A 26,073-nucleotide genomic window follows, 5' to 3' on the forward strand; every position below is an offset into this window, starting at 1 on the left:
AGCGGGAGTTCGCCCCGGACGTCGACGCGGATCTGGTCGCCGTGCGACTCCAGGCCCGCGACCCGGCCGTGCCACAGGTTCCGGGCGCTGGAGCCGGTGCGCACTGGACGTGACGGTTACGGGAGTGCGCTCGGTCAACACTGAAGCCGATGCGGCCTGGCCGTCCGAAGGCGCGGCACTGCGGCGCTGACCTCCACTCCAACGGCGGGCGCCGCCACCGCGCGGTAGGCGTCGGCCGCTCGCTCAGCGAGCACTGCTCACAGTAGTGCGGCACGCTGGACGTCATGGAAGGCGCACGGTTTGTGGTGCACGGCTTGTCGCCGAGGGGCGGTCGGCTGGTGACGATGCACCGCGAGGGCCGGATGGAGGACGACTACGTCGGCACTGCGTTCTCCGACCACGATCTGCTGCTGATCCTGAGGTCTGCAGGCTTGCCGGAGCCGGGCCTGGTGGTGGACGACCCGCGCTGGGTGGAGTGGCGAGGTGCAACAGCGCACCGGTGGGGGACCGGCTGAGGGATCTCAGGCCGCGCCGCCCTGCGGGGGCGCCCGGGCCGATGGAACGCGCCGCCCGGCCCGCTCATGCACGGCCGGGCAGGTCGGCAGGCGTGGTCAGGCCAGGAGCACCACGAGCAAAGGGCAAAGCCCACGGGCCGCCGCCCGGGGCGAGACGCCCCAAGATCGAGAGCGGGTACCCCCTCGATCCCAGGAAATGATCCAAATCAACAGGGCGGCCAGACCAGTCGCCGGGCAGGTACCGCCAGAGCCGTCCGGCGGTCCGGTCGGCAACATCGGTGCCCGCCCGGTGGGAGCCTGACGACGTGCTCGGCCCCGGCCCGCCCGCGCCTGCCAGGATGACGCGATGGCACAGGTGACAGGGGCGGGACACCAGCGGCAGGGCACCCTCGGTCGCGGAGTTCGCCGCCCATCCGCAACTCGAAGCCCGCGACCGCTGGCGCGAGTTCGGCACGCCGTCCGGACCGCTGCGCGGGCTGCTGCCGCCGGTGACGGTGCACGGCAGGGAGGCGCTGATGAGGGCGGTGCCGGCGCTGGGCGCGCACACGGACGCGGTACGCACCGAGTTCGCGGGCGCGGACGAGGGCGAAAGTGAGGCGGAGCGGAACGCGCGGTGAGGGACCACGCGGTGCTCCGCTGCCTGCGGCACGTTCCGGGCGTCGGGGCGGCCCCCCTTGTCCCGTACGCGCCGGACTCCGTCCTCGGCGCCGTCAGATCGCATCCGCCACGGCCGTGTCCCCCCGATCGGGGCCGCCGCCGAGCCGCGTGGCACAATCCGGGGTCATGCGGGGGAACTTCGTTGCGTCCGTGCCGAGAACGCCGTCGGTCGTGGCCGTGAGCTGTTTGCTCGTCACCCTCGGGGTGACCTGGTTCCTGGTCGGCCAGCTCCGGGACGCCGCCCGGATCGACGCCCACCCGGTGCGGGTGCGGGGCGTGATCGAGCGCGTGGAGTCCGGGAAGGGCGGCGAGAGTGCGCGCGTCGGCTACGACCTCGCCGGACGGCACTATTCCGAGGACAACCTACCCACCGCCCACATGCCCGGAGACGTCGCCGTCGGCGCGCGGCTGTGCCTGGAGGCAGCCGCCGACGACCCCGGCACCGTCCGCCTGTGCGGCCGGCGCTACCCGGCGGGCGACGACGCACTGCCCACCGCCGCTCTCACCATCGTCGGCGGCACGGCCGGGACCCTTTGTGCCGCCAGCTTCGCCGTGTCCGGGCTGCGCGCACGCCGCCGTGCCGGGACTTCCGCGGAGACCAGGGAAGCGGCGGCATAGCAGCTCGCGGCTGGTCCTCACCGTTCTGCTCACACCTCGTCCGCCCTCTCGCGGCGGCGGAACCGGTGCGCGGGGGCGTAGACACTGTCTACGCACTGCTGGTAGACGCTCCCCCGTGACGAATGACGGCTCCCTGCGGTTCCTGCAGGGCGGCATCACCCCGCCCCGCTGCGAGGGCTACCAGGGCTTCTGGGACCGGTTCACCTTCACCACCGAAACCCCGCCGATGTTCTACGCCGACTCCAACCTGCACGCCGGCCGCCTCACCCCGGCCCACTACGCCCTGCCCGCCCCGGCGACGGCCGCCTGGCAGGAGGTGCAGCCTTCGCCGAACTGCGCGCCCGTCGAGAGAACACCCCGCCTACGCAGCGGCAAAGCGCCCTGCCCGGCGCGCAGCGGCAGACCCAGCAGCTGCCCCACACCCCCATGCCACAGGCTAGCCACCACCCAGGGATGTGAGGGGCTGCTGCCCAGCCCCCGGCATTCCCGGCCAGGAGCGCCGGTAGTGTCACGCCCGGCCGCATGGCTGGGGCACGGATGCCATCCGGATAGCCTTCCGTGTCGGACCAGGTCCCCCCAAGCAATCGCGGGGAGCTGGTGCTAGAGGTTGCAGCGGCATCATCCAGGCCCTTGGGGAGCCCATGCCGACCTGTCCGACCTGCGGATCGTGCCCGACATGGCCCGCGGCCGAAGGAGCGCGCCAGCGCTCAGAATGCGTCGGCGCGCATGGGGACGAGTTCGGCGACCTCGAACTGGGCCGTCTCGGGGTGCAGTTCGAGGAAGCGGGCTCGGTCAGCACAGCACCCGTCGACCCGCGATGGGCGAGGTAGCCAGCCATGAAGCACGGTGGACGGCCCGGGCACGCTTCAGCAGCGCACCGTCCAGCGTGCAGCCCAACGCGGCGCACAGGCCCGCCCGAGCACTGTCAGCGCCTTGCCGTTGCCCAGCTCGGTGATCACCGCACGAACCGGGCACGAGCCGTCTCGGTCGCTAGCTGATGCCCGACCTGCTTCAGCAGGCCGACCGCGCCCTCGCGCGCCGCCTCCTGGCTGCGCCTTGCCACTCTGGGGACGGTGACGGGCCTTGAAGGGCTCGGCCAGGGCCCGGACGCGTATGTGCGCGAGGAGGCGCTCGCAGCCCTCCAGCGGCTGCGCGGAGCGGGCGGCGGGCGCCACCAGTTTGGACCAAGCGCCAGGCTGCCGGCTGAGTGGCGCGCGTCGCCTACGGGTAGGCGGTCTTTCCTTGCGGCGCACCGGGCCGGAATCTAGCCTGCACGGATGCAGGCTGAGCCACACGGCACGATGCACGGCTGGATCTGGCGTGTGAATCTACTGCCGTTCGTCGAGACGATTGCTGAGCTTATCCGGTGCAGGGTCGATGACGGCGCGCTCACCGCCAGCATCGAGCGCTCTGACGCCGACGACGACAGCTGGTCCACGTTCGTCCTGGACGGGCAGCCCCGCGTCGAGATGCGCTTCGCGCGCACTCGCACGGATGACACGGTGCTGGTCGACGTGGAGTTGAACGGCATCGACGAGCCACTCGAGATCAGGATTGCTCTGTTGCTGGACGTCTGCAACCGATACCGACTGAGACCCGAGGCCGGTTGATCTAAGCCCAACGTCCACGCTCAGCACTCCTGCTGCGGGAGCAACCCCAGGGCCACCGTTGATGGCTCATCACACGATTCGCGCCCGTAGCGCCAGTGCCTGGACGGAGTTCGCCCGCCGGGTCCAGCGTTGCAGCACGGCGGCACGCTCGTCCTCGCTGGGGCTGAGCACCTGGGTCGGGGATGATGGCGTGGTGTTGGTCCATGTGGAAGCAGCAGGGCAGGGTCCGTCGGGGTCCGTGTGGGTACGGGCGCGTTCCCGGATCGGCACCGTGGTGGCGCTGTGGAAGGGCGAACCGGTAGATGTGGGCGGTCAGCACCGTGTCGAGTGGACCGTCGATGAGGACATCGCGTGGCAGGTCAACACCTGGCTGGCCTTCACTGCCGCGCCCGGGCTGAGCAGTGAGGGCGACCGGATCACCTTTCGCGGTCGACTCGACCTGACCGAGGACGGAGCGGCTTTCCTGAACATGGGAGAGGTATCGATTCTGTTCGACCTCGCGGACCCGCCACCGCCTCAGGACGCGGACGCCACGTGGGTGGACGTCCGCGTCGCTCGGGACAGCGTCACCTTGTGGCCCTACCACCTGTGACCACAACCCTTCCGAGAGCCCAGTCGTCAGTGATCACGGCGGCACGGGTTTCGGCACGTGACGGGCGGGTTGCCCGGCCGCGGGCCAAACGCCTGCACAGCATGGGGCATGCCTCTCCAGGTTGCGGATCCGCCCTCTTCTCCGGCGCTCCCGGCCCGCTACCCACTGGCCCGGGAGAATGCCTCGTATGAGTACTGCCGCTCCCACCCCCGCCTCTGCCATCCCTGACCTCGCTGCTGGGTCGGTTGTGCTGCGTGCGGATCAGCAGGCGGGTCTCAAGCGTGCGGTGCGGCATCTGCATCGTCCGGGCACCCGGGGGCTGTATGTGTCGGCGTGCGGTACGGGTAAAACCCTGGTCGGCATCCGTCTCGCGAGCACGCTAGGTTCGCGGCTCACCTTGGTGGTGGTGCCGACGCTGGATCTGATCGCGCAGACGGCGCTGGCGTGGCGGAGGGACGGCCGGGCCGAGGCGATGGTGGCGGTGTGTTCGATGGACACCCGGGCCCACCCAGGTCTGGCTGAGGCGAGTGTCGGTTCCACCGGGGACGCTGCCGGCCTGGGCGCGGTGCTGTCGGCGGTCGGCACCGGGGTCCTGGATGCGGTGACGGTGTTGTGTACCTATGACTCCCTGGACAAGATCGAGGCGGCGCAGCGCACTGGCCGCACGGTGCCGCCGTTCGATCTTGCGGTCATGGACGAGGCGCACCGCATCGCCGGCCGTGCGGACAAGAAGTGGGCGGCCGTCAACGACAATGCCCGCATCAAGGCTGATCGCCGCCTCTACATGACGGCCACTCCGCGGATTTTCGGTGGTCCGGATCTGGCGGAGTCCGCGGACGTGCGCCGCCCGCGCCGCCGTCGGCTTGCCGAGCCGGATGTGGATGCGTCGGCGAATTCCATGGACTCCGAGCCGGTCTACGGCAAGAAGATCTTTGAGTATCCGCTTGCCCAGGCGGTGGCCGACGGCGTCCTGGCGGACTACCGGGTGATCGTGCCGACCATCAGCGACGATGACCTCCGCACCCGCCTGAACCTGCCCACCACGGCGACCGCCCCTGGCCTCGCCCCCAGGGCCGGGGGAGGGGATGCGCTGCGCACCACGGCTCTGCATCTGGCCGTGCTGAAGACCATGGCCGCACACGGCCTGAAGCGGGTGCTGGTGTATTTCCAGCTCGTCGCCGACGCGAAGAGGTTCACCCGCGAGCTCGGCCACACTTTGCGCCTGCTGCGCACCACTGCTCCCGAGCTGTGCCCGGACCTTGACCCGCTGACGCTGTACGTCGACGGCGACCACACCCCCTCCGAGCGCGCCGAGGTCTTCGCCCGCTTCGCCCAGGCCCCGTGCGCGATCATGGCGAACGCCAAGGTCGTCGCCGAGGGCGTCGACATCCCCAGCGTCGACGCGGTCGTCTTCGCCGACGTCTCCCGCAGCGTCATCCGCGTCGTCCAGGCCCTCGGCCGTGCCTTGCGTCAGCCCGCCGACGCCGGCAAGGTCGCCAGCCTGGTCATCCCCGCCTACATCCCACCCGCCGCCAACGCCCTCGACATCCTCGGCACCCCCTACGAGCCGGTCTGGGCGATTGCCACTGCGCTGGCCAGCCACGATCACCGCATCGCCGAGCGTCTTCCGAACAAGACCAACCGCCTCCCGCAGGAGACCCGCGAGCTGATTGCGCACCGCTGGCACTTCGACTTCACCGTTCAGCCCGAACGCGTCGCCCGGGCCATGGACCTGGTCTCCTTCGATCCCCGCGCCGCCGAATCCCGCCCCCGCCGCGAAGGCCTGGCCTCCGCCCAAGCCTTCCACGACGACCACGGACACCTCGACGTCCCCGCCGACTACACCGACCCCACCGGCTACGCCCTGGGCGCCTTCATCACCGGCATGCGCGACGCCCGCCGCACCGGCCGCCTCAACCCCCACGATCCCGCCGACGCCGCCTGGATCGCCGAACTCGACGCCCTCGACATGATCTGGGACAAGCACGATGCCGCCTGGCGCGCCCAGCTCACCACCGCCGCCGACTACCACGCCGCGCACGGCCATCTGGCCATCCCCGTCACCGCCCCCGGCGGCGCCTTCCTCGCCGAACAGCGCTCGCTGGCGGCCAACGACCGACTCGACCCGGCCCGCGCCGCCGACCTCGCCGCCATCGACCCCCACTGGCGCCTGCCCCACGGCCCTGACTGGCACCGCAAATACCACCTGCTCCGCGCCCACCTCGCCGCCGGCCACAACCCCAGCGACCTCCACTCCGACATCGTCATCGGCACGGTCAAGATCGGCCGCTGGCTCCACCGCCAGCTCACCACCTTCACCACCCTCGACCCCAGCCGGCAGCAGCTCCTCACCGACCTCGGCCTGACGGCGGCCACCAACCCCCTCAAGACGCCCTCCAAGGCCCGCCGCACCTTCGCCCAGACCGTCCAGCTCCTCGAGCTGTTCATCGCCCGCGAAGGCCGGCCCCCCACCGCCCGCGAGGAGATCCGCGTCGACGGAGACACCGTCAAGATCGGACCCTGGCTCGCCAAGACCCGCACCAAACACCGCACCGGCCAACTCCCTGCCGACCACGCCGACCTGATCGCTTCCCTGTTCGACGGCGACTGGACCGACGACGCCACACCCGTTAGCCAGTTCGCATGACCGTCGGGTCTGTACGGTCTTCGGTGTAACTCCCGATCAAGGAAGTAGCACCTGATGAGCGACGTGACTGCCTCTGCTGAGGCGGTTGAAGAGGTCCGGCCGGTCGAGCTGTCGGCGGACCTGTTGGACGACCAGTTGATCGGGCAGTTGGTCGACCGGGCCCGCGCCGGCGGGCTCCAGTTGACCGGCGAGGGCGGATTGCTGCAGCAGCTGACCAAGCGGGTGCTGGAGTCGGCCCTGGAGGGCGAGATCACCGACCACCTCGGATACGACAAGCACGACCCGGCCGGCGCCGGCAGTGGGAACTCCCGCAACGGGGTGCGTGCCAAGACCGTGCTGACCGACGTCGGCCCGGTCGAGATCGCGGTGCCGCGGGACCGCGACGGCAGCTTCGAGCCGCAGATCGTCACGAAGCGCCAGCGGCGGCTGACCGGCGTCGACGAGATGGTGCTGTCCCTGCGCGAGGGGGCTGACGCACGGAGACATCTCCGCGCACCTGGCCGAGGTCTACGGCGCGAGCGTGTCCAAGCAGACGATCTCGACCATCACCGACAGCGATAGTGATACCCGGGTCCCCGGTGGTCGTGGCTCGATCACTGACTGACGTCCTGCTGGACTGTCTTCGCCTTGGTCTGTCCGGCTGCCGGGGCCCGTTCCCGAGGCCCCGGCCGGGTGGATCATGACCTCATAGGAGCCTGGCCAGAGGCCCCATCGCTGTCCTGTCTGCCCCACCCGGCTGGAGCCACCTCCGGTCAGGAAGGCATCTCTAGCATGACAGGAACGGACATCGCGGCAGTCGTCGAACACGTGGTGATCGGTGGCGTGGACTCTCATGCCGACACCGTCCACGTCGCCGTGGTAACCGACCGCGGTGGGCAGATCGCCGATGCCGAGTTCCCCACAACAACCGCCGGATACACGGCTGCTCTTGCCTTCCTGGCTGCTCACGGCACCGTTGCCGCAGTCGGCGTGGAGGGCACGTCGTCCTACGGGTCGGGGTTCACGCATGCGGCCCGCGAGGCTGGTCTGACCGTGGTCGAGGTCAACCGGCCGGACAAGGCCGAGCACCGCAGGATCGGCAAGTCCGATCCGATCGACGCCTATGCCGCGGCTCGCGCGGTAGTGTCCGGCCGGGCCACCAGCGCCCCCAAGGGCGATGCTGTTGCCGGGATCCGGGCTCTGCACAACGCGGCACGATCCGCTGTCAAGGCCCGTACAGCGGCGTTGAATCTGATCGGACACATCCTGATCACCGCGCCCGACAGCATCCGCACGAAGTACGAAGTGCTGCGGGGCGACAAGCGCATCGACGCCCTCGTCCGGCTCCGGGTCGGCAACGACCCCGTCCATATCCCTATCCTGACCGCCCTGCGCACGCTCGCGCGACGCGTCCAGAATCTGACCGCTGAACACGCCGCTCTGACCGCAGAGTTGGACGTCCTGGTCACGCAGCTCAACCCCGGCCTGCGCGCCGCCTACGGCGTCGGACCCGACACCGCTACGCAACTGCTGATCACCGCCGGCGACAACCCTGCCCGCCTACGAACCGAAGCATCCTTCGCCGCCCTGTGCGGTGTCGCCCCGGTTCCGGCCTCCAGTGGCAAGACCAACCGTCACCGGCTCTCGCGCGGCGGTGACCGCGCGGCGAACGGGGCCCTCTACCGCATCGCGCTCGTCCGCATGCGCCGTGACCAGCGCACTCGTGACTACGTGGAGCGTCAAACCAAGGCCGCTGGACGAAGAAGGAGATCATCCGGCTGCTCAAACGCGCCATCGCCCGGGAGTTTTCCGTCTCCTGACCACCGCAGTCGAGGTTCCCGAGATCGCGGATCTCAGGCCTACTCGCCAGGCCAAGAACATCACGCTCACCGCCGCAGCGAACCACTTCGGAGTCTGGCCCGCCGTCATCTCCAACATCGAACGGGGACTCCGCCGCGACGACACCTTCGCCGACGCCTATCGCAGATGGCTCACTGCCGCTTGACCAACGATAGGAGCATCAAGGTCATGGATGGGATGTCCGAGTGGCAGAACCGACCGCTGGACCCGGTCTATCCGGTGAGCTTCATCGACTGTGTGCACGTGAAGGTCCGCGACGGCCAGGTTGCCAACCGCCCGATCTACGTCGCCTTGGCCGTGACCGTCGACGGCACCCGCGACATCCTCGGCCTGTGGGCCGGCGACGGCGGCGAGGGCGCTGTGTCGGAGCAACGGAATTGCGGTACGGGGGTAAATGATCAAGCGTCTTGACCTGCGATACCGCAGATTCTGAGAATCCGACATTTGGGGTAGATGGTGGGCTCATGGCCGCCCTGACCTGCAGTGCTGCAAAGTCTGCGAAGGCTGCGTTCCCTTTGAGGCGACCCCATGAAGGCTCGTTCCTGTGAGCCATTGATGATCTTATCCGCTCGGAAGGGACGCCCGTGTTTGCGTGGAGTGCAGTCCTGGCCGGGGATGGCGAGGTGGTCCCCGCCCGCCAGGCATAGGTCGTGCGTGGCGGCCCACCGCACTACGCACGCTCCTCGGTAGCTGTGCCGGGCCGAAGCCCTCCGGATCTCGGCTACCCCGGCGTTCTCGCTGGGTGGCTGAACGGCAGCTCCCTCTACGCGGTCTTCGCCACGTACGCCTCCCTGGTTGACAAGGAGGCCAGCAAGGGGCAGTCATCACCGCCCACAACTACAAGGCCATCCCGGCCTGGGACCTGATCATCTGCGATGAGGCCCACCGCACCTTCGGCAGCATCGGCAAGGTCTGGGCCGTCGTCTACGACGACGCCCGTATCCCCGCCCGGCGCCGCTGGCCACCGCCGTCCTCAAGGCGTGCGCCGTCACGACCTGAAGAAGTTGATCACCTGCCATAAGGAGATCAAGGACTCCGAGGCCTTCGCCTCCCGCCTCATCGAGACGGCCAGCGCCCTCACCGGCCAGACCGCCGAAGCAGCCGACGGCAGCGGCCCGTGCCTGCTGCGCCCGGCAGCCTGTGGGTCCGCGCCGGGCGAGGCGACCTCCACCGGTGGCAGGGCATTGGGCACGGGCGAGGCCGCCGACGGTGAGGTGGCCGCCCTGCTGCCCTCGCAGCCGGCCGGGCATCCGCCGTTTGGCCCGCAGGTGCCGGAGCTGCCGGAGGTCGTCGGTGCCTACGGGCACCGCCATGTGGTCCCGCGTAGGGGCGATTCGGCGGTCAGTAGGGGAGTCGGCGGAGTACGCGGCGGGGGATGTGGCGGATGATCCATGCGATGAGCTGGGTGGAGCGAGGGGCCCAGACGATGTGGTGGCCACGCCAGACGGCGTCGGTGATCGCGGAGGCGACTGCATGAGGGGTGGTTGCCAGAGGTGGGTCCGGGAGGTGCGCGGTCATTCTGGTGCGGACGTGTCCGGCGCGGACCACGACGACCCTGACTCCGCTGCCGATTAGAGAGTCGGCCAGGCCGTCGTAGAAGGCGGTCATGCCGGCTTTGGTTGCGCCGTAGACGAAGTTGGTCGGGCGGGGCCGTTCACCTGCAACGGAGGAAAGCGCGACGATCACGCCGTGTCCCTGGTTCCGCATGGCTCTGGCAAGGATCACGCCGACGCTCACCGCGGCTGTGAAGTTGACCGTGGCCAAATGGGCGGCGAGCGCCGGGTCGGCCGCCGCCTGCTGGTCAGCGAGCACGCCGAAGGCCACGATCGCGAGGTCAATGTCTCCCGCGGCGAAGATCTGTTTGAGCGTGTCCTGATGGGAAGACTCGTCCGTGGCGTTGAATTCGACCGTTTCGACTATGGCTCCACGGTCGGCGAGCAGAGCAGCTGCGGCGTCCAGTCGGGGCGATGGGCGGCCAGCGAGGACGACTCGGAGCGGGTGCGGATCGAGGTACCGGTCGACGATTGCCATCCCGATCTCGGAGGTGCCACCCAGGAGGAGCACCGACTGCGGACGTCCCAGCGCGTTGATCACAGTGACAGCCTCCTTGCGAGGTCGGAGACGAAGACTCCTGCGGGGTCCAGTTCGCGGCGTATCACGCGGAAGTCGGGCAGCCTCGGGTACATGTCGGCCATCGCTGCAGTGCTCAGGCGTGCGTCTTTGGCCAGGTACACCCGCCCCCCGGCCTTGGCGACGAGTTGGTCAAGCCGGTCCAGCACGGGGGCCAGCGTAGGTGACACGGCGAGGTCGGCGGCTAGCGTCCATCCGTGTGCCGGAAAGGACAGCAGGCCGGCGTTGCCCGGCCCTAGGCGTTTGAGCACCGCCAGTGGCGCGCCCACGTGTCCCGCCTTGAGGATGGTGATGCTGGCCCGGAGCGTTTCAAGGGCGTCTTCGGGCACGACGAACTGGTATTGGAGGAAGCCACGCCGTCCGTACACGCGATTCCAAGAGTCCATTCGGTCCAGCGGAAAGCAAAAGGCGGACAGCGGCTGGACTTCATACGTGACTGGCGGCGTCAGAGCGTAGCGAGTGCTGTTTGCGGCGGAAGCGACCTTCGGACTGACCAGGAGCGGTGCGGACACCGGGAGACCGGGAAGAGGACGGGTCGCATGATATGAAAGCGGGTTGCTGCGATACCGGGCCGGCAGATCAGTCGTCTCCGCGTGCGTAGCGTGGCTGACCACACCGCGTATCCGGCAGCCGGAGAGATCCACCCAGGCGACGGTGTGGTCGTCTTGCCCAGCGGCCGCGTCCAGGCGTGTGAGCAACTCGTTGAAACCGGCGACCCGGCGCCGAATGACCCTCATCCACGCCGTTCGAACCGGGATGAGGCGCATGGTCACCCGCAGGACGATCCCGGTCAGGCCCATACCGCCTACGGTGGCCCAGAAGACCTCGGGCTCGTTCTGTGGCGTGACCGTCTTAACTTTGCCGCTTGCCGTGAGGAGATCGAACTCGACTATATGACTGCCAAAGCTGCCGCGGTGACTGTGGTTCTTGCCATGGACGTCGGCCGCGATCGCACCTCCGACGGTGGCGTACCCGGTGCCGGGAATAACAGGGAGGCACCATCCCAGGGGCACTGCCGAGCGGAGCAGACCATTGATGGTCACGCCCGCCTCGGCGGTGACGATGCCCCGGACTACGTCTAGGTTGGTGATCCGGGTCCGGTGCGACATGTTGGCGATGAGTCCTCCTGCGTTCTGTCCCGCGTCCCCGTAGGCGCGTCCAGCGCCCCGTGCTAGGAGCCCGCGTGCTCCTGCCTGACGAACGGCGGCGGCCAAGGTCTCGTCGTCGGCGTCCACGAGCACGTGTGCCCGCGTGGGCGCTGTGCGGCCCCAACCGGTGAGCAGCTTGGACTGCATCACGACATTCCCCTCGTTGTGAGGATGCCCAGCCACGCTATGCCGGTCAGCTGGAGTGTCCGGTCCCGCCACAGGACGTCCTCGGGACTCCCGGCGCGTGCCTCGTTAACCGCGGCCGCATATCTGACGAGTGCGAGCGTGTACGGAGCCAGGGACAGAAGGGAGAACAGTTCGCCGTGCCGGCTAAAGGACTGTAGCGCGCCTAGTGCGTACAGCGCCGCGGACGCGACGGCCGCCAGGCACCAGACCACCCGCAGGCGGCGCACCGAGTACCAGGCAAGCGAAGAGCGGATCCGCTTCCTGGACTCACCGAAGCTGACAGCTTCGCTGTACCGCTTTCCGGCTGCCACGAACAACGAGCCGGTGAAGGAGACGGCGAGCAGCCAAAAGGGGGTGTCGGCCCCGCAGGCCTGGTAGCCCGCGGTCACGCGCAGCGGGAATCCGGAGCTGACGATCAGCAGGTCCGTGAGCGCAAGGTTTCTGAGAGCGAAGCAGTAGACGAGGGAAAACGCCGTGTAGGCGGCGATGACAGGACCGTTGCCAATCGCCGTGCCGAGCGCGACACCGCCCGCGAGCATTGAACAGCCAGTCGTCATAGCCAGCCGTGGCGTGAGCGTTCTGGCAGCCACCGGCCGTAGCCTCTTGGTGTCGTGTTGCCGGTCTTGTTCGGCGTCTCGAACGTCGTTGATGAAGTAGACACCGGACGCGCTAAGGCAGAAGGTGACGAAGGTGGCGCCGAGTCCCAGGACCGATCTTGAGTGATGCACAGTGCCCGTGGCGAGCGGCGGAACGATGACGAGAAGGTTCTTCGTCCATTGCCGTGGCCGTGCCGTCTGCAGAAGAGCAGCAACAGAGCTTGAGTGTAAAGGCATTCCGTGTCCCCCCCCAGCGACCACACCATTGCAGCCGCGATCGCGCGCATGCCCGAACAGTCCGACTCCCGATGGCCCCTTCTCCTGAGGCGTTCCTGGATCTCGGTGCTAGTGAGACATGTCCTCTGCGTGGAGCTCGCCTGAGGTGCCATGGGCCCTGTTCAGTGGCGACCAACGGTTACCGTCTGCGCCATCTCGCCCGGGCGCCCAAAGGTCCTGTCAAAAGGTCTAGTTCGTGACCGACCTGCTCAATCCCGGCTAAGCTTAAATTCCTGTGTCGAATCGTGCCAGAGGTCAATTATGGCCATCTGGCATACTCTATGACGAGCGGTCAGGTTGCCGATGGCCATTGGCGAGCCGGTTCCCACGTCCATCGACGCGCGTGCGGCGCAAGGTGTGCAGCTAGATGATCTATTCCAAGGGTTAGTGGTCGTAGGCGGTCAGCGATCGCAGGGTTGGCTGGCCCGTGTGGTGGTTGTGCCAGATGGCGGCGGTCAGGGCGAGGAGTCGCTGCAGGATGCGCACAGCCGCGCCGCCGGGGGTGCGGCCGCCGTGCCGTTCCAGGTCCAGCTGGCCCTTGAGAGTCTCGTTGACCGACTCGATCAGCTGCCGCAGCGGCCTGAACAGGTGTGCCCCGGCCCGCTCGGGTTCGCCCTTGCGGGGCCGGCCGCAGTAACCGCACGTCCAGCTGGGCCAGCCGCCGCTCGAACTCGCGGCCGTAGTAGTGCCGGTCAGCGATCAGCGTCTGGCCCGGGCGGTCAGCGGTCAGCTGCGGTTCGACGGCCAGCAGGTCCAGCAGCGTCTCACGCTCGTCGGCCTTGGCACCGGTCAGCGCGAATGCGACCGGGAGCCCGTGCAGGGTGCAGACCAGATGCAGGCGCAGGCCCCAAAAGAAGCGGCTGTGGCTGGCGCAGTAGCCGTATTCGGCCCATCCGGCCAGGTCCGAGCGCTTGACCACCTCCTTGGAGCGTCCGCATTCCACCGGGGTGGAGTCCACGATCCAGGCCGAAGTGCCCACCGAGACCGCCCAGTCCCTGCGGCGTGCGCTTGGGCCCATCACTGAACTGTTGACGCCCGGCGATCCGCCGACGGCGCTGGATGCCACGCTCTACTGCTATCTCACCGGTGTTCCGGCGCTTGAATCGATCGTGGCCGCCCACCGCCCCCGACCTGACCCCAGTTGGTTGCGTCCAGTTATGGTCGTCCATGCATTTCGCCGACGTTGACAGGACCCTCCATTCCTCGACTCCGTTATGCGTGACGGCTCGGGACCGACGACGCCGCCTACCTCGAGGGGTTGTGCGAGGTACTGTCTGGTGAAGGCGTCACAACGAAGATGGGCCGGGCCGACCGCCCGCGCGACGCTGATCCACCGCGCAGGAAAGTGCCGCTTTCTGGGGCATGCCTCTATGCTTCAATGATGAGCAGCACGCGGCACGATCGCCCGCATGTCTTCGTCTCCTACGCACGCGAGGACAGAGAGCTGTGCCGCCGCTTGGTGCTGATGCTGGGCCTGGTGTTGGGTGAGCGGGGCTACCGCGTCTGGTGGGACCAGACCATGGTCGCGGGAGAGTGGAACGAGGAGCTGGACGTCGCGCTGGACGGCGCCGTCGCGAGCCTATTGCTGGTCAGCGAGGACTCGCTGACCTCCGAGTTCATCATGGAGAAAGAGCTCCCCCGGCTGTTGGCGCGTGGCCGACGCGTGGCACCGGTCTACGTTCGACCGTGCCCATGGGGCAGCGTTCCCTCCATCGCCGGGCTGCAGTTCCTGGGCTCCACCGAGCAGGCGCTGACGGAGCGGACGGGCGACCTGGCCGCCGCACTGACCGATCTCGCTCAACGGGCGCCCGATTTCCTCGGCCTGCCCACGCTCGCGCCCGGGGCGTCGGCTGGAGCTGCCGTCGCCGCGAGCATGCCCCGCGCTGAGGTGGCCCTTCCGGCGGATCGGCTGGGCCTACTGCACGGTGTTCCTGAGCTGCCGATCAACCATTTCGTCCGCCCGGCCGAGCTGGGCACCCTGCGCTCCCTGATATTGGGCGATGGTCGCGCGGGTCCCGGAGGCGGAGCCCTCGGCGCGGTGGGCGTGCAGGGCACGGGTGGAATGGGCAAGACCGTCCTGGCCACCGCCCTTGCCCGAGATCCCACAGTCCGGCGGGCCTTCCCCGACGGCGTCTACTGGATCATGCTTGGTGAGCGTTCCGATCCGGTGGCCGCCCAGGTCGGGCTGGCCCGCGTTCTGGGTCTGCAAGGCGGTTTCCGCAACGAGGTCGACGGACAGGCCGCGCTGCGCGAGGCGCTCAGCGGGCAGCGGGTGCTGCTGGTCATCGACGACGTCTGGTCCGCGGCGGCAGCCGAGGCGTTGCTGGTCACCGGGGCGGAGGGGCGGACTGTTCTGACCACCCGACATCAGCTGGTCCTGGCCCGGCTACATACTCCGGCCTTCGCGCTGGAGCGGCTCGGGCCCGAGGAGGCCCGAAAATTCCTGGCCCAAATGACTTCTCATCCGGAGCCGTTGCCCGCTCAAGCCGACGAGCTGGTCGAGGCACTTGGCGGGGTGATCCTGGCGCTGGCTCTGCTCAGTGCCACCATTGCCCATGGCACCTCCTGGGCCGCCGCGTTGGCCGAGGTACACAAAGCAGGCGACGTGTACACCGACGAAGGCTTCGCCAACCAATTCCGGGCCTTGCAGTTGGCCTGGGGCGCGCTGGACGAGCACGAGCGGCGGCGATACGGCGAGCTGGTGGTGTTCGGCGAGGACGTGACGGTACCAGGAGCCACCGTCGCCCGGCTGTGGCGGCATACGGCCGGACTCGACGACGCGGCCAGCAGGCTGTTGTGCACGGCATTCGCCAACCGAAATCTGCTGGTATACGACGGCGGCGTACGCTTGCACGATCAGCAGCGGGCCTTCCTGCAGCTGCAGATTTCCAACTCCGCGCTAGCACACCGTCAGCTGCTGACCGCCCACCAGGACGCGCTGGTCACGGCAGGACGGTGGAGCAGCCTTCCTGACGACGAGCCCTACCTGCCCGACCATCTGGTCGAGCACCTCGTCGCCGCGGGTGACGTGTTCGACCTGCAGGCGGTGGCCACGGATCCGGTTTGGCTGCTGCGCCGGTTCCACCACGACGGCCCGCACGCTCCGGAGGCCGATCTCGAACGCGCGTTGGCCGCACTGCCCACCTTCCGCGCCGGGCAGCAGACTCTCGATCGATTCCGCCGGATCAGTCACGCGATGAGTGCGGTCGCGACGATCGGCGACCGTGCTCTGACCCTCGCCAACCTCGGCGGTGACCTCGATCCCCGGCAGTCTCTGGACGCGCTCTTCCCGTCGGTGCGTTTACGCCGGGCGGCAGAAGTGCGGCCCGACGCGCTCGATCGGGTCTTCGTCGGCCACCCCGCGCCCTCCGGCCAGTGGCCCCGCTGGGGAGGCGTATGGTCGGTGGCCTGGTCAACCGATGCCCTGCGCCTGGCCACCGGAGGTGCCGACGGCACCGTGCGGACGTGGCCCACCGGTGCCTCTGGACCTCATTCGACGACCCTGACCGGCCACGACGCAGGCGTACGCACCGTGGCCTGGGCACCCGACAGCCAGCGCCTGGCCTCGGGAAGCGATGATGGGACAGCGCGAGTGTGGTATCCCGACGATCCCGGCCGCCCGCCGGTGCTGCTCACCGGTCACGCTGGCAGTGTCTGGTCGGTGGCCTGGTCACCCGACGGTCGGCGGCTCGCCACCACCGACAGCGGTGGCACGGTGTGGGTGTGGGATCCCGACGCGCCGGCGCGGCCAAGGGCTGTGCTCATCGGTCACGCTGGCAGTGTCTGGTCGGTGGCCTGGTCACCCGACGGATACCAGTTGGCCTCCGGGGGCGCCGACCGTACGGTACGGATCTGGGATGTCCCCGACCCACCGTCGGCCCGGCAGGCCGCGTCAGTAGTGCTGACTGGGCACAACGGCTGGGTATGGTCGGTGGCCTGGGCACCGGACGGTCGGTGGATCGCATCGGCTGGGGACTGCACCGTCCGCACATGGCCGGTGGGTAGTGGCGCCCGGCTGGTGCTGACCGGCCACGCCGGCCTGGTGTGGTCGGTGGCCTGGTCGCCCGATGGGCGGCGGTTGGCCTCCGGCGGGGCCGATCGGACCGTACGGCTCTGGGACCTCGTTGGTTCCTCCGGCGAGGAAGCGGTCGTGCTGGTAGGCCACGAGGACTTCGTGTGGTCGGTGACCTGGTCACCGGATGGCCGACGGCTGGCCTCCGGTGGGCAAGACGAGACCGTACGGGTGTGGAAGTCCGACGCCGACCTCCGCCCCGTGAGCCTGGTCGACCACAGTTGGCGGGTGTTTTCAGTGGACTTGTCGCCGGACGGGCGGCGGCTGGCCACCGGCACAGAAGGCGGCACCGTGCGACTGTGGGATCCTGACTTTCCCGAGCGGGCGGGCACTGAGGTGAGCGATCTCACCAGCGGCGTGTGGGTCGTGGCGTGGGCGCCTGACGGCCGGCGGCTGGCCGTCGGCGGCGCCGACCGAATCGTGCGGATCTGGGACACACTCGCCATGGGCGCCGCCCCAGTGCTGCTGACCGGTCACAACGGTCTGGTGCGCTCAGCGGCGTGGGCGCCCGACGGTCGGCGCCTGGCCACCTCCGGCGACGACGGCACTGTGCGGATCTGGGATCTTGACAGGGCTGGCTCGGTCCCGACCACGCTGACCGGCCACCATGGTTGGGTGCCGTCCGTGGCCTGGTCGGGCGATGGCTCGAGGCTAGCTTCCGGCGGCGACGACGGCACAGTACGGGTATGGAACGCCGATGTACCGAGTGCGCGGCCGGTGGTGTTGGGTGGCGATCTCGGCCGAGTGGCTTCGGTAGCCTGGTCCCCCAATGATCGGCTGCTGGCGGCCGGCGCGGGAAACGGCACCGTCGGGCTCTGGGACGCCGGCGTCTGGGATCCGTCTGCACTGGACCGCGACCGGCCGGGCCGACCGGCGCCAACGTTCGCGGCCCACTCCGAAGCCGTAGTGTCGGTCGTCTGGTCGCCGGACGGCCGCCGGCTGGCCACCGCAGGCGAGGACCGGACGGTACGGATCTGGGACGCGGCTGCGGCCACGCCGGTGTGCGGGGTCGGCATGGGCAACGGTGTGTTCGCCATCACTTGGCGAGGCGACCGAATCGTCGCTGGCATGACCACCCACTGGTCCGTCCTCACGGTCAGCGAACCGGCACGGGCGTCGTCTCGGAGCTTGTCGTGAACGCCGAGCGATACGCTCGGCGGGCGGCAGAGTTGGCGCTGGCGCAGGTCACCGACCGAGCCCACGTCCTGCCCGGCGCGGCCGGGGCGCGACCCGGGCATCAGGACGGCACGCGGCTGCAGCCAGCGGGGGTGACGCTGGTGCCGCCGCGCATCGATCCGGCCGACCCTGCCGTCTTCGCGGCCCGGTGCGGCGAGCACGTCTGCGGTGGCCGTTTCGATCAGGCCGCTGGCGGTATCGCTGGCGGTCGTGTCGCCCGCCGTACAGATATCGACTTGCTTGTGTACCTCGCCGAACTTGCATCGCTCCCCGAGGACGACTGGCAACCGTACTTCGAGTTCTTCAGCCCTCGATGTCTCGACAGTGAGTCCGAGGCCCGTCGGATCGTCTGGGGAGAGGATTGCCGCAGCCGACGGCACTTCGACGCCGTGCGGCTGGTGAACTGGTGCATGGAACAGGCCGTCGGCTCCCGGTACCCGATCGCCTTCGACATCGTCACCTGGGCCACCGACGCCAGCGGCACCGTGTCCGTCTCGGTCACCGACCCGCCTCGCCCCGGCGACGTCGTCCTCGCTGACCGGCCCAATGGGGTTACCGAGATCGGCATCCTGGTCGGCGTAAGCGACTCGGCTGTCCCGGCAGAGTTCGGTCAGGTCGTGCTCGCCGGGCAGACGACGGTCGGCGTGGTCTGCCGCCCCTTCTCACCGGCTGATTGGACGCAACGCCGGAGGCCAACCGCCGCACTGCTGCGTGACTGATGGAGGGTCCAGTGAAGCCCGCGATCTACACCCCCGCCGCCATTATCCGCAGGTACTGCGGCGGACGACCCTGCGACCTTGCCGCCATCTCGGGACGGGCTCTGGCCCGCCGGGCATCGACTGGTCATGGCGCGGCGCCGATCCGCCTGGGCGGGCACCGCCGATCGTGGGAGCTGGCGGTCCCGGTTGCCGTGCTGGCCGTCGCCGGATGGCGACGCCGCTGGGCCGCAGAGGATGCCTTCATCAACTTCCGGGTCGTCGTCGTCACCCGGCACGGCCGCCAGCCGTTCGCCTTCAACCGCGGCGAACGAGTCGAGGCGGCGACGAGCCCGCTGTGGTCGGCCATGCTCGTGGGCTTGGACGCGGCCCTGGGACGGTACGTCGCACTTGAATGGTTGGCGGTCGGCGCCGGGCTCGGCCTGTCCGTGCTCGGCCTGTCCGCGGCCACCGCGGCGTCGGCGCGGTTGGTCCGCCACCTCGGGCCCTTTCGTCCGTGGCCAGCAGGGGCGCTGGTGCTGTCGGCCCTGCCGCCCTTCTGGGACTTCGCCACCTCAGGGCTGGAGACCGGTCTCACCTTCGGGTGGCTCGGCGGCTGTCAGTGGCTGCTCGCCCGGCGCTACACCGATTCCCTCGGCGCGCGACCGCGCCTCGCGTCACCCGCTGTGGATTGGTTGCCGGTGGTGCTCGGTCTCGGGCCGCTCATCAGGCCCGACCTGGCCCTGTTCAGCGCAGCCTTCCTGACCACCCAGCTGTCGCTGAGCCGGCCAGGGCTGCTGGGCTCCGCCCGGACGATCGGCGTGGCCCTCGCCGTACCCGGCGCCTACCAGCTGTTCCGTATGGCGTATTTCGCCGCGACGGTGCCCAACACCGCGCTGGCCAAAGAGGCCGGCCATAGCAACTGGCGCAGAGGTCTGGCCTATCTAGACAACCACGCCACGACCTACCTCCTCGCGGTGCCCGGCGCGCTGGTCGCCGGATGGGCGGGACGGTGGCTGGTCGAGTCGGCACCCGCCAGCGACCGCCGACTCCTGGTGCTCCTCGGGGCGCCCGCCGCCGGGGCACTCCTGCACGCCGTCTTTGTCATCCGAGTGGGTGGCGACTTCATGCACAGCCGACTGCTGCTCCCAGCCACTTTCGGACTGTTCATGGTCGCCGCCGCGCTGCCCACCGGCGCAGTGGGCTGGATGCTTCCAGCGGCGTTGGTCGCCTGGGCTGCGGCCTGCGGGTTCCAGCTACGCCTCCCCGACCGGCCCCCGGTCCGCTGGTCCGGCATCGTCGATGAGCGCGCCTGGTGGAAGCGGGAGTCCGGCCACCCCCACCCTGTCACCCTCGACGATCACAGCCGCGTCGCCAGCGCCCGCACCGGACGGCGGGCCCGCCAACTCGCCGTCCAGGGCGCCGACGTCCTGGTGCGCATTGATGATCAGGAGCATGCCCTGGCCCCCGGATCCGGGGTCGTTCTGGAATCCATCACCATCGGCCTAGGCTCGGTCGCGGCCGGGCCGGACGTACACGTGATTGACGTGCTTGGCCTGGCCGACGCCGTGGGCAGTCGCATCCCCGCCGATCCGGCTGCCCGCATCGGCCATCAAAAGCGCCTGCCTCCGGCCCTCGCTCTCGCCCAGCTCACCCTCGCCGACGAGGATGACGCCAGCCTGCCGGCTGATGTCGACCGGGCCATGTTGGAGGCCGCCCGCCGGCTGCTGCGCCAACCGGCCATCGCACGCCTCCTGGCTGCCACCCAGGATCCGTTGACCCCCACCCGCGCTCTGCGCAACGTTCACCAGGCGGTTGTCCTAACCCGACTCCGGGTGGCCATAGACACAGTGTCGAGGACCCCCTCCCGCAGCGCGGTCAAGGTTCACCAGCTCGACAGCGGCAGGCATGAAGGCGTGCACCTGGCCGAACCGCTCGCGGCGGACGGGGCACCCAGGCCCGCGCCGTCGCCGTGGTGGGTTCGCCCGGCGGTGCTCACCGCGGCCGGAGGTGTGATCGCGGGGGTGTCGGTGGCGGTCGTCCGGGCACTGCGAAGCCGGTGAATCACAGAACAGGAGAATCACGGAATGTAGAATCGTATCAGAACCCGAGAACGCCGGGGCCCTGGTCGGTGATCGCGGTCTGTAGCCAGTCGTCATCGACCTGTCGGGCTTCCAGAAGGAGAACATCGGCACCGGCTACGAACTTCAGCGCGTCATTGATCGCCCATCGGCCGCGTCGTCGTCCTCGCTGACACCGGCAGCGACATCGAATACCTGGCCACCCACATCAGATACGCCTTGGTCGAAGGTGGCGCCCGACTCGCCCAACTCCGGCGCTGGCACCAAAACCCTGCTGATCAGCCAGGTTTCCATCGGTGGACAGAAGGCCACTCACTACTTGATGCCCTACGTCTGCCAACGACTGAGGTGACCGACAATGTCCGCCCCCCGTACCGAGTTATCCACGCCGCCCGCCCCCAGCAACCACTTGCATGCGGTGATTGAGCTCTACAAGATCGCGGTGGAGATGGCCGACCGAGTCTCGGCCCGGCGTGCCCTGGCCAACGCCTTCTTCCTGTCTATCCAGAGCACGCTGGTGACGGTCGCAGCGCTGCCTCTGTTCACCGGCGCGCGCTCGTGGCCGGTGTCGGTGGTGTTCACGCTGGTCGGGGCGGTGCTGTCGGGCACGTGGTGGGTGCAGTTGCGCAGCTACCGCGATCTCAACCGAGCCAAGTTCGCCGTCATCAATGAGATCGAGCTGCAGTTGCCCGTGCAGCCGTTCGGCAGCGAATGGCAGGCCTTGCTGGCCACCCGCACGGGGTCGTGGCGAGGGCGCTACACCGACCTGGGCAGCGCCGAAAGGATCGTGCCCAGCGTGTTCGTGTTGCTGCATCTGCTGCTGCTGGGTGGCAAATTTGTAGCATGAGCTATCTCGACGAAGACGCGCGCCTGATCCAGAACCTGCTGCCGGCCCACGCCGCACCACCCAACGACGCCGCCGGGCTATTCATCTTGTACGCGGTGCTGCTGAGGGCCAAGGGCGAGCAGGTGAGCGCCGAAGACGTCCACGATGCCTGGTCGGCGTGGATGAGCACCCGCGATTCCGACCACCCGGCGCTCATCCCCTTCGCCGACTTGCCGACCTCGACCCAGGCCGCCGACGAGCCCTACGCCGTAGCCATCCGCGAGGCCGCCTCTCACCGCCGGTGATGATACCCCCTGTGAAAGGTTGGCCTATCGGGGTTGGATGTAGCTCTTCCTCGGGGAAGATCGTGGGTCAGGCCGTGAGGAGCTTAACGCTCTGTTCCGTAGTCGGTGGTGACGGAGGGCTACAGATATCCGAGGAGATGCGTAACCCGCCCCGAGTCCGATCGAGCCGTCCTTCGGTCCAGGTGCGACGTGCACCCGAACGGCCTTACGCGGGTGTAGGGCGAAGGTGTTGTCTGTCCAGCACGATCAGCTCGAGACCGTGGTCTTCGCACAGCCCGCGGGCGTGGCTGATGGTCGCCTCGGGGATGGTGTCTATCGCGGCCATCAGGTGCACGTCTGCTCCGAGCCTCTTGCTGAGAGCGATGTCCCGTGCGGTCTGGTCCTCATGGAACTGGCTGGCCTGGGTTTTCAGCTCACCTGCCAGAACCTGTCCGCCGAAGGTGCCGTAGAGATCGACCTCAGCTCGTTCGGACGAGTCGAAGATGAGATTTGCTCCGGGGAGGAAGTGTGACTGAGGTCGTTGTCGCGTGAGCGCGGCGATGGCCATGAGGTGGGGGAGCACGCCCTGGTCGCTGGCGCGGTCCATGAAGCTGTTCAGCCGGTAGTGGAGATCGACTGCGGTGGCTGTGCCCAGGAACGAGGAGGCCGCACCGCACCCTGGGCAGCGCGCTACCTGCCCGACCTCGATGAGGGGAATGAACGATTTGACCCGGCACTGGGAGCAGTCGATGGCGGTGCCGCGTTCGGCCCAGCCGAGCGAGCAAGCTCGCTCCAGCGCCGGCAGAGCGTCCTTGGCCGCCATGCCCTGCAGTTGGCGTGCCGGGGCGTAACGGCGGTCCATGCGGCTTCCCCAGTCAGCCGCCAAGTCCTTGATGCCCTCGGGCAGCTCGGTGCCTTGCTGCTCGAGCCTCGCTACGGCTTTGAGGAAGTGATCAGTCCTGCGGGTCGTCAAGGCGATGATCGCCTCGTACAGGGACGGCTCCAGAAGTGCGGAAACGTCGGTCTGTGCCGCCAGGGCAGTGCCCAGCCGGCCCTTGTCCGATAGCTCCCAATGGACAGTCCCGGTCAGCAAGCGCTCAACAACAGCGGACAGGTCCGGGACGCTGATGTCCAAGCGGTACCGGCGCATCGCGCGCGTGTTGATCTGAAGGCTGTCCCGGTGCCAGACCGCCTGCGGATGCACCATGCTTGCGATCTCTGGCCTGCGGGGGAGCGGGTCAAATGCCGGGCTGCTCCATCGGGCAAGGGCGCGTCCCTGGTTGCTGAACTCGACGGGCGAGCTGAACTCGATCGTGCTCTGACCTGCGTACAGGTGTGCGTCGAAGAGGGTGGTCCGCCCCCAGGAGCGCTCGAACAGCAGCCAGATCCGGGCGTCCTGGTTGAGGAGATAGGTGAGTTCCTTCGAGGGGTCGCGCCCGCCCCAAGCCGATGTCTTGATCTTGGTAGACGTGTCGGGGGTCAGACGGAGCACGGCGGCAAGCGCGTGCAGTTCTTCCTTGGGGATGGACGGCCCGTACAGGTTGACGTCGGGAGTCGTATCAGGGTGAGCACGCAGGTGCTGTGCCACGTTTTCCGCAAAGTGGACCCAGTGTTCGACGCCATGCCGGGGCAGCAGCATCACCGTGGTGGGGTTGATACCCAAGGGGCGGAGAGCGCGCAGGTTCCAGAAGCGCATGCACTGGTCCACGTCATCCGGATCGGTCACCACGATGGTCATGGGGCCGCCGAACATGCCGCCCGACTGGCTGTGCTCACGGAACTGTGACCGGGTCCGATCCAACAGAGTGTTGCTCTGGAACTGGGCCGTTGCGATTTGCACATCGCTCATCGGCCGGCTGACCGGCAGCAGCTTCTGCATCGCCTCTAGCGCCTCACCGACCAGGTCGCCAGCGGCTGCGATCTGCCACAAGGGGGCATCTTCCTGAGCCATGAGGTAGCTCTGCCCCCACTCGTCCGCCGCTGCGATCGCTGAGGGATGGCAGGTGAACTTTCCAGCACCCTCATGGTCGATGCGCGCCAGCGCGACCAGTGGAAGCCCCAGTTGCTCGGCGGCCACCTTCGCCTGTTCCTCGTCGAGGTCTACATTGACCGCGTTTTGGACGTCAGCGGCCTCGACTATCTCCTGCCAGGCGCCGCTCACCTTCCCCTCGGGCGTCACCGGCACGATGGGTTCGGTGACCCCCGCCCACCGCGTACTGGCTTCCCGAACCGCACTGCGGAAGCCGTCTCCGCTGTTCTCGGCAATTAGGTAGACCACGCGGGCCGGGAGCACTGCCGCGCTCATCTGGTACTGGCCGTAGTACTCCCTGGTCTCCATCGTAGTGTCCTTGCTGCTGGGCTCCGGATCCTTGACGCAGCCCGGGCCGTTGCGGTTCTAGGGTCACCCGTTATCCGGTTCGCATGACCGTCCGGCCGATGCGGGTCTCGAGCCTGACTTTTTAACCTCGGCCTGAGTTGCTGCGTGCCCACAGTGCGGCCCGGATCGTTCCGGCGTGGATGTCCTGCTGGGGCAGTTGAAGGCCGAGTGCGTCGTCCAGGGCGTGGAAGTACAGGTCGAATGTGTCGATCAGTTCTGGGTGGTCCAGTTCGGCGCGGCGTATGGCCTGGTTGAGGAAGTCGAGCTGGCCGCCCCGGTAGTAGGGCGCGCGGCCTTCCTTGTACCAGATCAGTTCCAGCATTCCCCGACCGTCGTCGATGCGGCGGCCGTCGCATGTGTAGGTGAAGTCATAGATGGCCTTCGCCGCGGTGGCGCTCAACTCAACGGTCTCTGTGACTCCGAGTCGGGAGAGAGCCGCATGGTCGACCCGGATGCCCGGTGGCGTCTCGTGATACATCAGGAACACCCAGTCGCCGGCCTGCCCGAAGCAGCAGGACTCCCAGGCAATGTCCCAGTAATTGCGGCCGGAGCCTTCCATCCCGCGCAGGTCCGACAGGCGCATCCCGGTAGCAATCTGTTCCAGGTCAGCTCCGTGGAGCAGGGCAATCTGTTCGGCGCTGATGTCCTTGCCACGGAAGAAGGCAAGATGGGTGTAGGGGTCCTGGTCACGCCAGGTGTCGGCGATCCAGGCGAGGCGTTCCAGCGGGTCACGTCCGCACGGCTGTGACGCCTGCGTTCCGTCAATGCCGCCGCTGCGGAATCTGCGTCCCCACGCGGGGGCGATCCGGTCCAGCATCTCCGCCTGTTCGGTGACGAGATTGGTTGCCAGGCCCAGGGTGGAGGAGCGGGCATGCTCGGCGAGCCGAGCGACCGCTTCCTCGGCAGCGAAGTACAGCACCTGGTCGAGGTCCCGGGTGACGAAATCCTCCACGTAGGGGCCGTGGTAGCCGTGTACAGTGCCGTCTTCGTCCAGAACGAGGAAGAGGCCACCGGGATCGCCGGCGCGCTGTGCGTACTGGTCGGGTGATGTGCCGGTAGGCGGGAACATGGCGTCATCGAGAAGCTCAGAGCCTGCGGTCATCTCATGCCAGGCCTGTTTGAGCGCGTCCTCCGTGATCTGCATGGGCGTCAGTATGCGGGCATGCACTGACATCGCCCTGCCGAAGAATGCCCCGGCACCTCCTCGCCCCTGTACTTCGAGAGGTGTGCACAGAGGAGTACGCGGACACCTTGCTGGCGGAACCGAGGCGTAACGGCGGATGCTCTCCTTGCCGAGAGGGGAGAGCAGAAAACTCGGATCCTCAGAAACTTTTACACGAAGGAAGCACCCATGCTCGCGAGGAGACACCGCGCTCACCGACCCCGCACTGATGGGTTGTCAAGAGAGCCATAGCCGAACCGAGGGAGCAGATGCACCCGTCACCACCTTCCTCGTAGCCAGCCCGGCCCGCGTTAGCGGGCCGCAAGGCCGGAGGCGAAGCCGAAGGCCAGTCAGGGGAGCGAAGCGGACCTGACCTTGAGAGTAAGTCAGACCCCGCAAGTGGGCTGAAGCGAAGCGCAAGCCCACCACCGGCCCGAAGGGCCGGCCGAACATAGTGAGGCAAGCCCCGCGCAGCGGGGCCCAACTCGCGGACGAAGTCCGCGAGTCCACGGACCGCGAAGCGGTCCGTCACCGCCGAGCGAAGCGAGGCGGTTTCACTTGCACATCGCGCAGCGATGTGCTACCC

At 68.5% G+C, this 26,073-nt stretch carries 17 protein-coding genes and 5 pseudogenes; 14 read left to right on the plus strand and 8 right to left on the minus strand.

What is annotated here, in order from left to right:
- Window positions 1–98: pseudogene (locus tag PV341_RS26080) on the minus strand (TOBE domain-containing protein); the annotation flags it as partial.
- A gap of 186 nt (window positions 99–284) precedes the next feature.
- On the opposite strand from PV341_RS26080, the gene PV341_RS26085 reads away from it, so the two are divergent.
- From PV341_RS26085 to PV341_RS26125, 9 genes and pseudogenes are all read left to right on the plus strand, one after another.
- Window positions 285–515 carry a hypothetical protein gene (locus tag PV341_RS26085; protein WP_500359101.1) on the plus strand — a complete coding sequence of 77 codons (231 nt, stop codon included), beginning with the start codon at window positions 285–287 and terminating at the stop codon, window positions 513–515.
- 834 nt (window positions 516–1,349) lie between these two features.
- On the plus strand, window positions 1,350–1,790 hold the full coding sequence (locus PV341_RS26090; protein ID WP_500359102.1) for a hypothetical protein: 441 nt from the start codon (window positions 1,350–1,352) through the stop codon (window positions 1,788–1,790).
- A gap of 1,277 nt (window positions 1,791–3,067) precedes the next feature.
- Window positions 3,068–3,400, plus strand: coding sequence for a hypothetical protein (locus tag PV341_RS26095; RefSeq protein ID WP_500359103.1), 333 nt, complete (start codon window positions 3,068–3,070; stop codon window positions 3,398–3,400).
- A 61-nt stretch (window positions 3,401–3,461) separates the two neighbouring features.
- The gene (locus PV341_RS26100) at window positions 3,462–3,992 is read left to right on the plus strand and encodes a hypothetical protein (protein WP_500359104.1); all 531 of its coding nucleotides are present in this window, start codon (window positions 3,462–3,464) and stop codon (window positions 3,990–3,992) included.
- Between the two features lie 187 nt (window positions 3,993–4,179).
- The gene (locus tag PV341_RS26105) at window positions 4,180–6,639 is read left to right on the plus strand and encodes a helicase associated domain-containing protein (protein ID WP_500359105.1); all 2,460 of its coding nucleotides are present in this window, start codon (window positions 4,180–4,182) and stop codon (window positions 6,637–6,639) included.
- A 54-nt stretch (window positions 6,640–6,693) separates the two neighbouring features.
- Window positions 6,694–7,192, plus strand: a pseudogene (locus tag PV341_RS26110) (transposase); the annotation flags it as partial.
- A 218-nt stretch (window positions 7,193–7,410) separates the two neighbouring features.
- Window positions 7,411–8,322 (plus strand): annotated as a pseudogene (locus PV341_RS26115) (IS110 family RNA-guided transposase); the annotation flags it as partial.
- A 333-nt stretch (window positions 8,323–8,655) separates the two neighbouring features.
- Window positions 8,656–8,838 (plus strand): annotated as a pseudogene (locus tag PV341_RS26120) (transposase); the annotation flags it as partial.
- 620 nt (window positions 8,839–9,458) lie between these two features.
- A complete protein-coding gene (locus PV341_RS26125) occupies window positions 9,459–9,866 on the plus strand; it encodes a hypothetical protein (RefSeq protein ID WP_500359106.1) in 408 nt (135 codons plus the stop codon).
- Here PV341_RS26125 and dprE2 read toward each other — a convergent pair.
- The 4 genes and pseudogenes from dprE2 to PV341_RS26145 form a co-directional block, all read right to left on the minus strand.
- Window positions 9,820–10,572, minus strand: coding sequence for a decaprenylphospho-beta-D-erythro-pentofuranosid-2-ulose 2-reductase (gene dprE2, locus PV341_RS26130; protein WP_500359107.1), 753 nt, complete (start codon window positions 10,570–10,572; stop codon window positions 9,820–9,822). The genes PV341_RS26125 and dprE2 overlap by 47 nt on opposite strands.
- A complete protein-coding gene (locus PV341_RS26135) occupies window positions 10,569–11,903 on the minus strand; it encodes an FAD-binding protein (protein ID WP_500359108.1) in 1,335 nt (444 codons plus the stop codon). The genes dprE2 and PV341_RS26135 overlap by 4 nt, the downstream gene beginning before the upstream one ends.
- On the minus strand, window positions 11,903–12,775 hold the full coding sequence (locus PV341_RS26140; protein WP_500359109.1) for a decaprenyl-phosphate phosphoribosyltransferase: 873 nt from the start codon (window positions 12,773–12,775) through the stop codon (window positions 11,903–11,905). Before PV341_RS26140 ends, PV341_RS26135 begins: the two co-directional genes overlap by 1 nt.
- 423 nt (window positions 12,776–13,198) lie before the next feature.
- Window positions 13,199–13,778 (minus strand): annotated as a pseudogene (locus tag PV341_RS26145) (transposase); the annotation flags it as partial.
- A gap of 417 nt (window positions 13,779–14,195) precedes the next feature.
- On the opposite strand from PV341_RS26145, the gene PV341_RS26150 reads away from it, so the two are divergent.
- The 3 genes from PV341_RS26150 to PV341_RS26160 are packed head-to-tail and all read left to right on the plus strand — an operon-like array spanning window position 14,196 to window position 20,820.
- Window positions 14,196–18,023, plus strand: a complete 3,828-nt coding sequence (locus PV341_RS26150) for an NB-ARC domain-containing protein (RefSeq protein WP_500359110.1) — start codon at window positions 14,196–14,198, stop codon at window positions 18,021–18,023.
- A complete protein-coding gene (locus PV341_RS26155) occupies window positions 18,020–18,781 on the plus strand; it encodes a hypothetical protein (RefSeq protein ID WP_500359111.1) in 762 nt (253 codons plus the stop codon). Before PV341_RS26150 ends, PV341_RS26155 begins: the two co-directional genes overlap by 4 nt.
- Window positions 18,782–18,792: 11 nt before the next feature.
- Window positions 18,793–20,820, plus strand: coding sequence for an arabinofuranosyltransferase AftB family protein (locus PV341_RS26160; RefSeq protein WP_500359113.1), 2,028 nt, complete (start codon window positions 18,793–18,795; stop codon window positions 20,818–20,820).
- Window positions 20,821–20,964: 144 nt separating this feature from the next.
- On the opposite strand, the gene PV341_RS26165 is transcribed toward PV341_RS26160, so the two are convergent.
- Window positions 20,965–21,132: a hypothetical protein gene (locus PV341_RS26165; protein WP_500359114.1), complete on the minus strand. Its 168-nt coding sequence runs from the start codon at window positions 21,130–21,132 to the stop codon at window positions 20,965–20,967.
- A 64-nt stretch (window positions 21,133–21,196) separates the two neighbouring features.
- Here PV341_RS26165 and PV341_RS26170 point away from each other — a divergent pair, with 64 nt between their 5' ends.
- Window positions 21,197–21,685: a RipA family octameric membrane protein gene (locus tag PV341_RS26170; RefSeq protein WP_500359115.1), complete on the plus strand. Its 489-nt coding sequence runs from the start codon at window positions 21,197–21,199 to the stop codon at window positions 21,683–21,685.
- Window positions 21,682–21,969: a DUF7701 domain-containing protein gene (locus PV341_RS26175; protein ID WP_500359117.1), complete on the plus strand. Its 288-nt coding sequence runs from the start codon at window positions 21,682–21,684 to the stop codon at window positions 21,967–21,969. The genes PV341_RS26170 and PV341_RS26175 overlap by 4 nt, the downstream gene beginning before the upstream one ends.
- 205 nt (window positions 21,970–22,174) lie before the next feature.
- Here PV341_RS26175 and PV341_RS26180 read toward each other — a convergent pair whose 3' ends face one another.
- Window positions 22,175–24,286, minus strand: coding sequence for a hypothetical protein (locus tag PV341_RS26180; RefSeq protein WP_500359118.1), 2,112 nt, complete (start codon window positions 24,284–24,286; stop codon window positions 22,175–22,177).
- Between the two features lie 121 nt (window positions 24,287–24,407).
- Window positions 24,408–25,469, minus strand: a complete 1,062-nt coding sequence (locus tag PV341_RS26185; RefSeq protein WP_500359119.1) for a hypothetical protein — start codon at window positions 25,467–25,469, stop codon at window positions 24,408–24,410.
- Between the last annotated feature and the right edge of the window lie 604 nt (window positions 25,470–26,073).

This window comes from Streptomyces sp. PA03-1a, assembly GCF_033792805.1.
Taxonomy (GTDB): domain Bacteria; phylum Actinomycetota; class Actinomycetes; order Streptomycetales; family Streptomycetaceae; genus Actinacidiphila.

Bases quoted from the DNA above. Each gene is read 5' to 3' on its own strand.
- PV341_RS26105 (WP_500359105.1), top strand. From the start codon at position 4,180: ATGAGTACTGCCGCTCCCACCCCCGCCTCTGCCATCCCTGACCTCGCT.
- PV341_RS26165 (WP_500359114.1), bottom strand. From the start codon at position 21,132: ATGGAAACCTGGCTGATCAGCAGGGTTTTGGTGCCAGCGCCGGAGTTG.
- PV341_RS26100 (WP_500359104.1), top strand. From the start codon at position 3,462: ATGGCTCATCACACGATTCGCGCCCGTAGCGCCAGTGCCTGGACGGAG.
- PV341_RS26135 (WP_500359108.1), bottom strand. From the start codon at position 11,903: ATGCAGTCCAAGCTGCTCACCGGTTGGGGCCGCACAGCGCCCACGCGG.
- PV341_RS26170 (WP_500359115.1), top strand. From the start codon at position 21,197: ATGTCCGCCCCCCGTACCGAGTTATCCACGCCGCCCGCCCCCAGCAAC.
- PV341_RS26085 (WP_500359101.1), top strand. From the start codon at position 285: ATGGAAGGCGCACGGTTTGTGGTGCACGGCTTGTCGCCGAGGGGCGGT.
- PV341_RS26180 (WP_500359118.1), bottom strand. From the start codon at position 24,286: ATGGAGACCAGGGAGTACTACGGCCAGTACCAGATGAGCGCGGCAGTG.
- PV341_RS26175 (WP_500359117.1), top strand. From the start codon at position 21,682: ATGAGCTATCTCGACGAAGACGCGCGCCTGATCCAGAACCTGCTGCCG.
- PV341_RS26095 (WP_500359103.1), top strand. From the start codon at position 3,068: ATGCAGGCTGAGCCACACGGCACGATGCACGGCTGGATCTGGCGTGTG.
- PV341_RS26150 (WP_500359110.1), top strand. From the start codon at position 14,196: ATGAGCAGCACGCGGCACGATCGCCCGCATGTCTTCGTCTCCTACGCA.
- PV341_RS26185 (WP_500359119.1), bottom strand. From the start codon at position 25,469: ATGCAGATCACGGAGGACGCGCTCAAACAGGCCTGGCATGAGATGACC.
- PV341_RS26140 (WP_500359109.1), bottom strand. From the start codon at position 12,775: ATGCCTTTACACTCAAGCTCTGTTGCTGCTCTTCTGCAGACGGCACGG.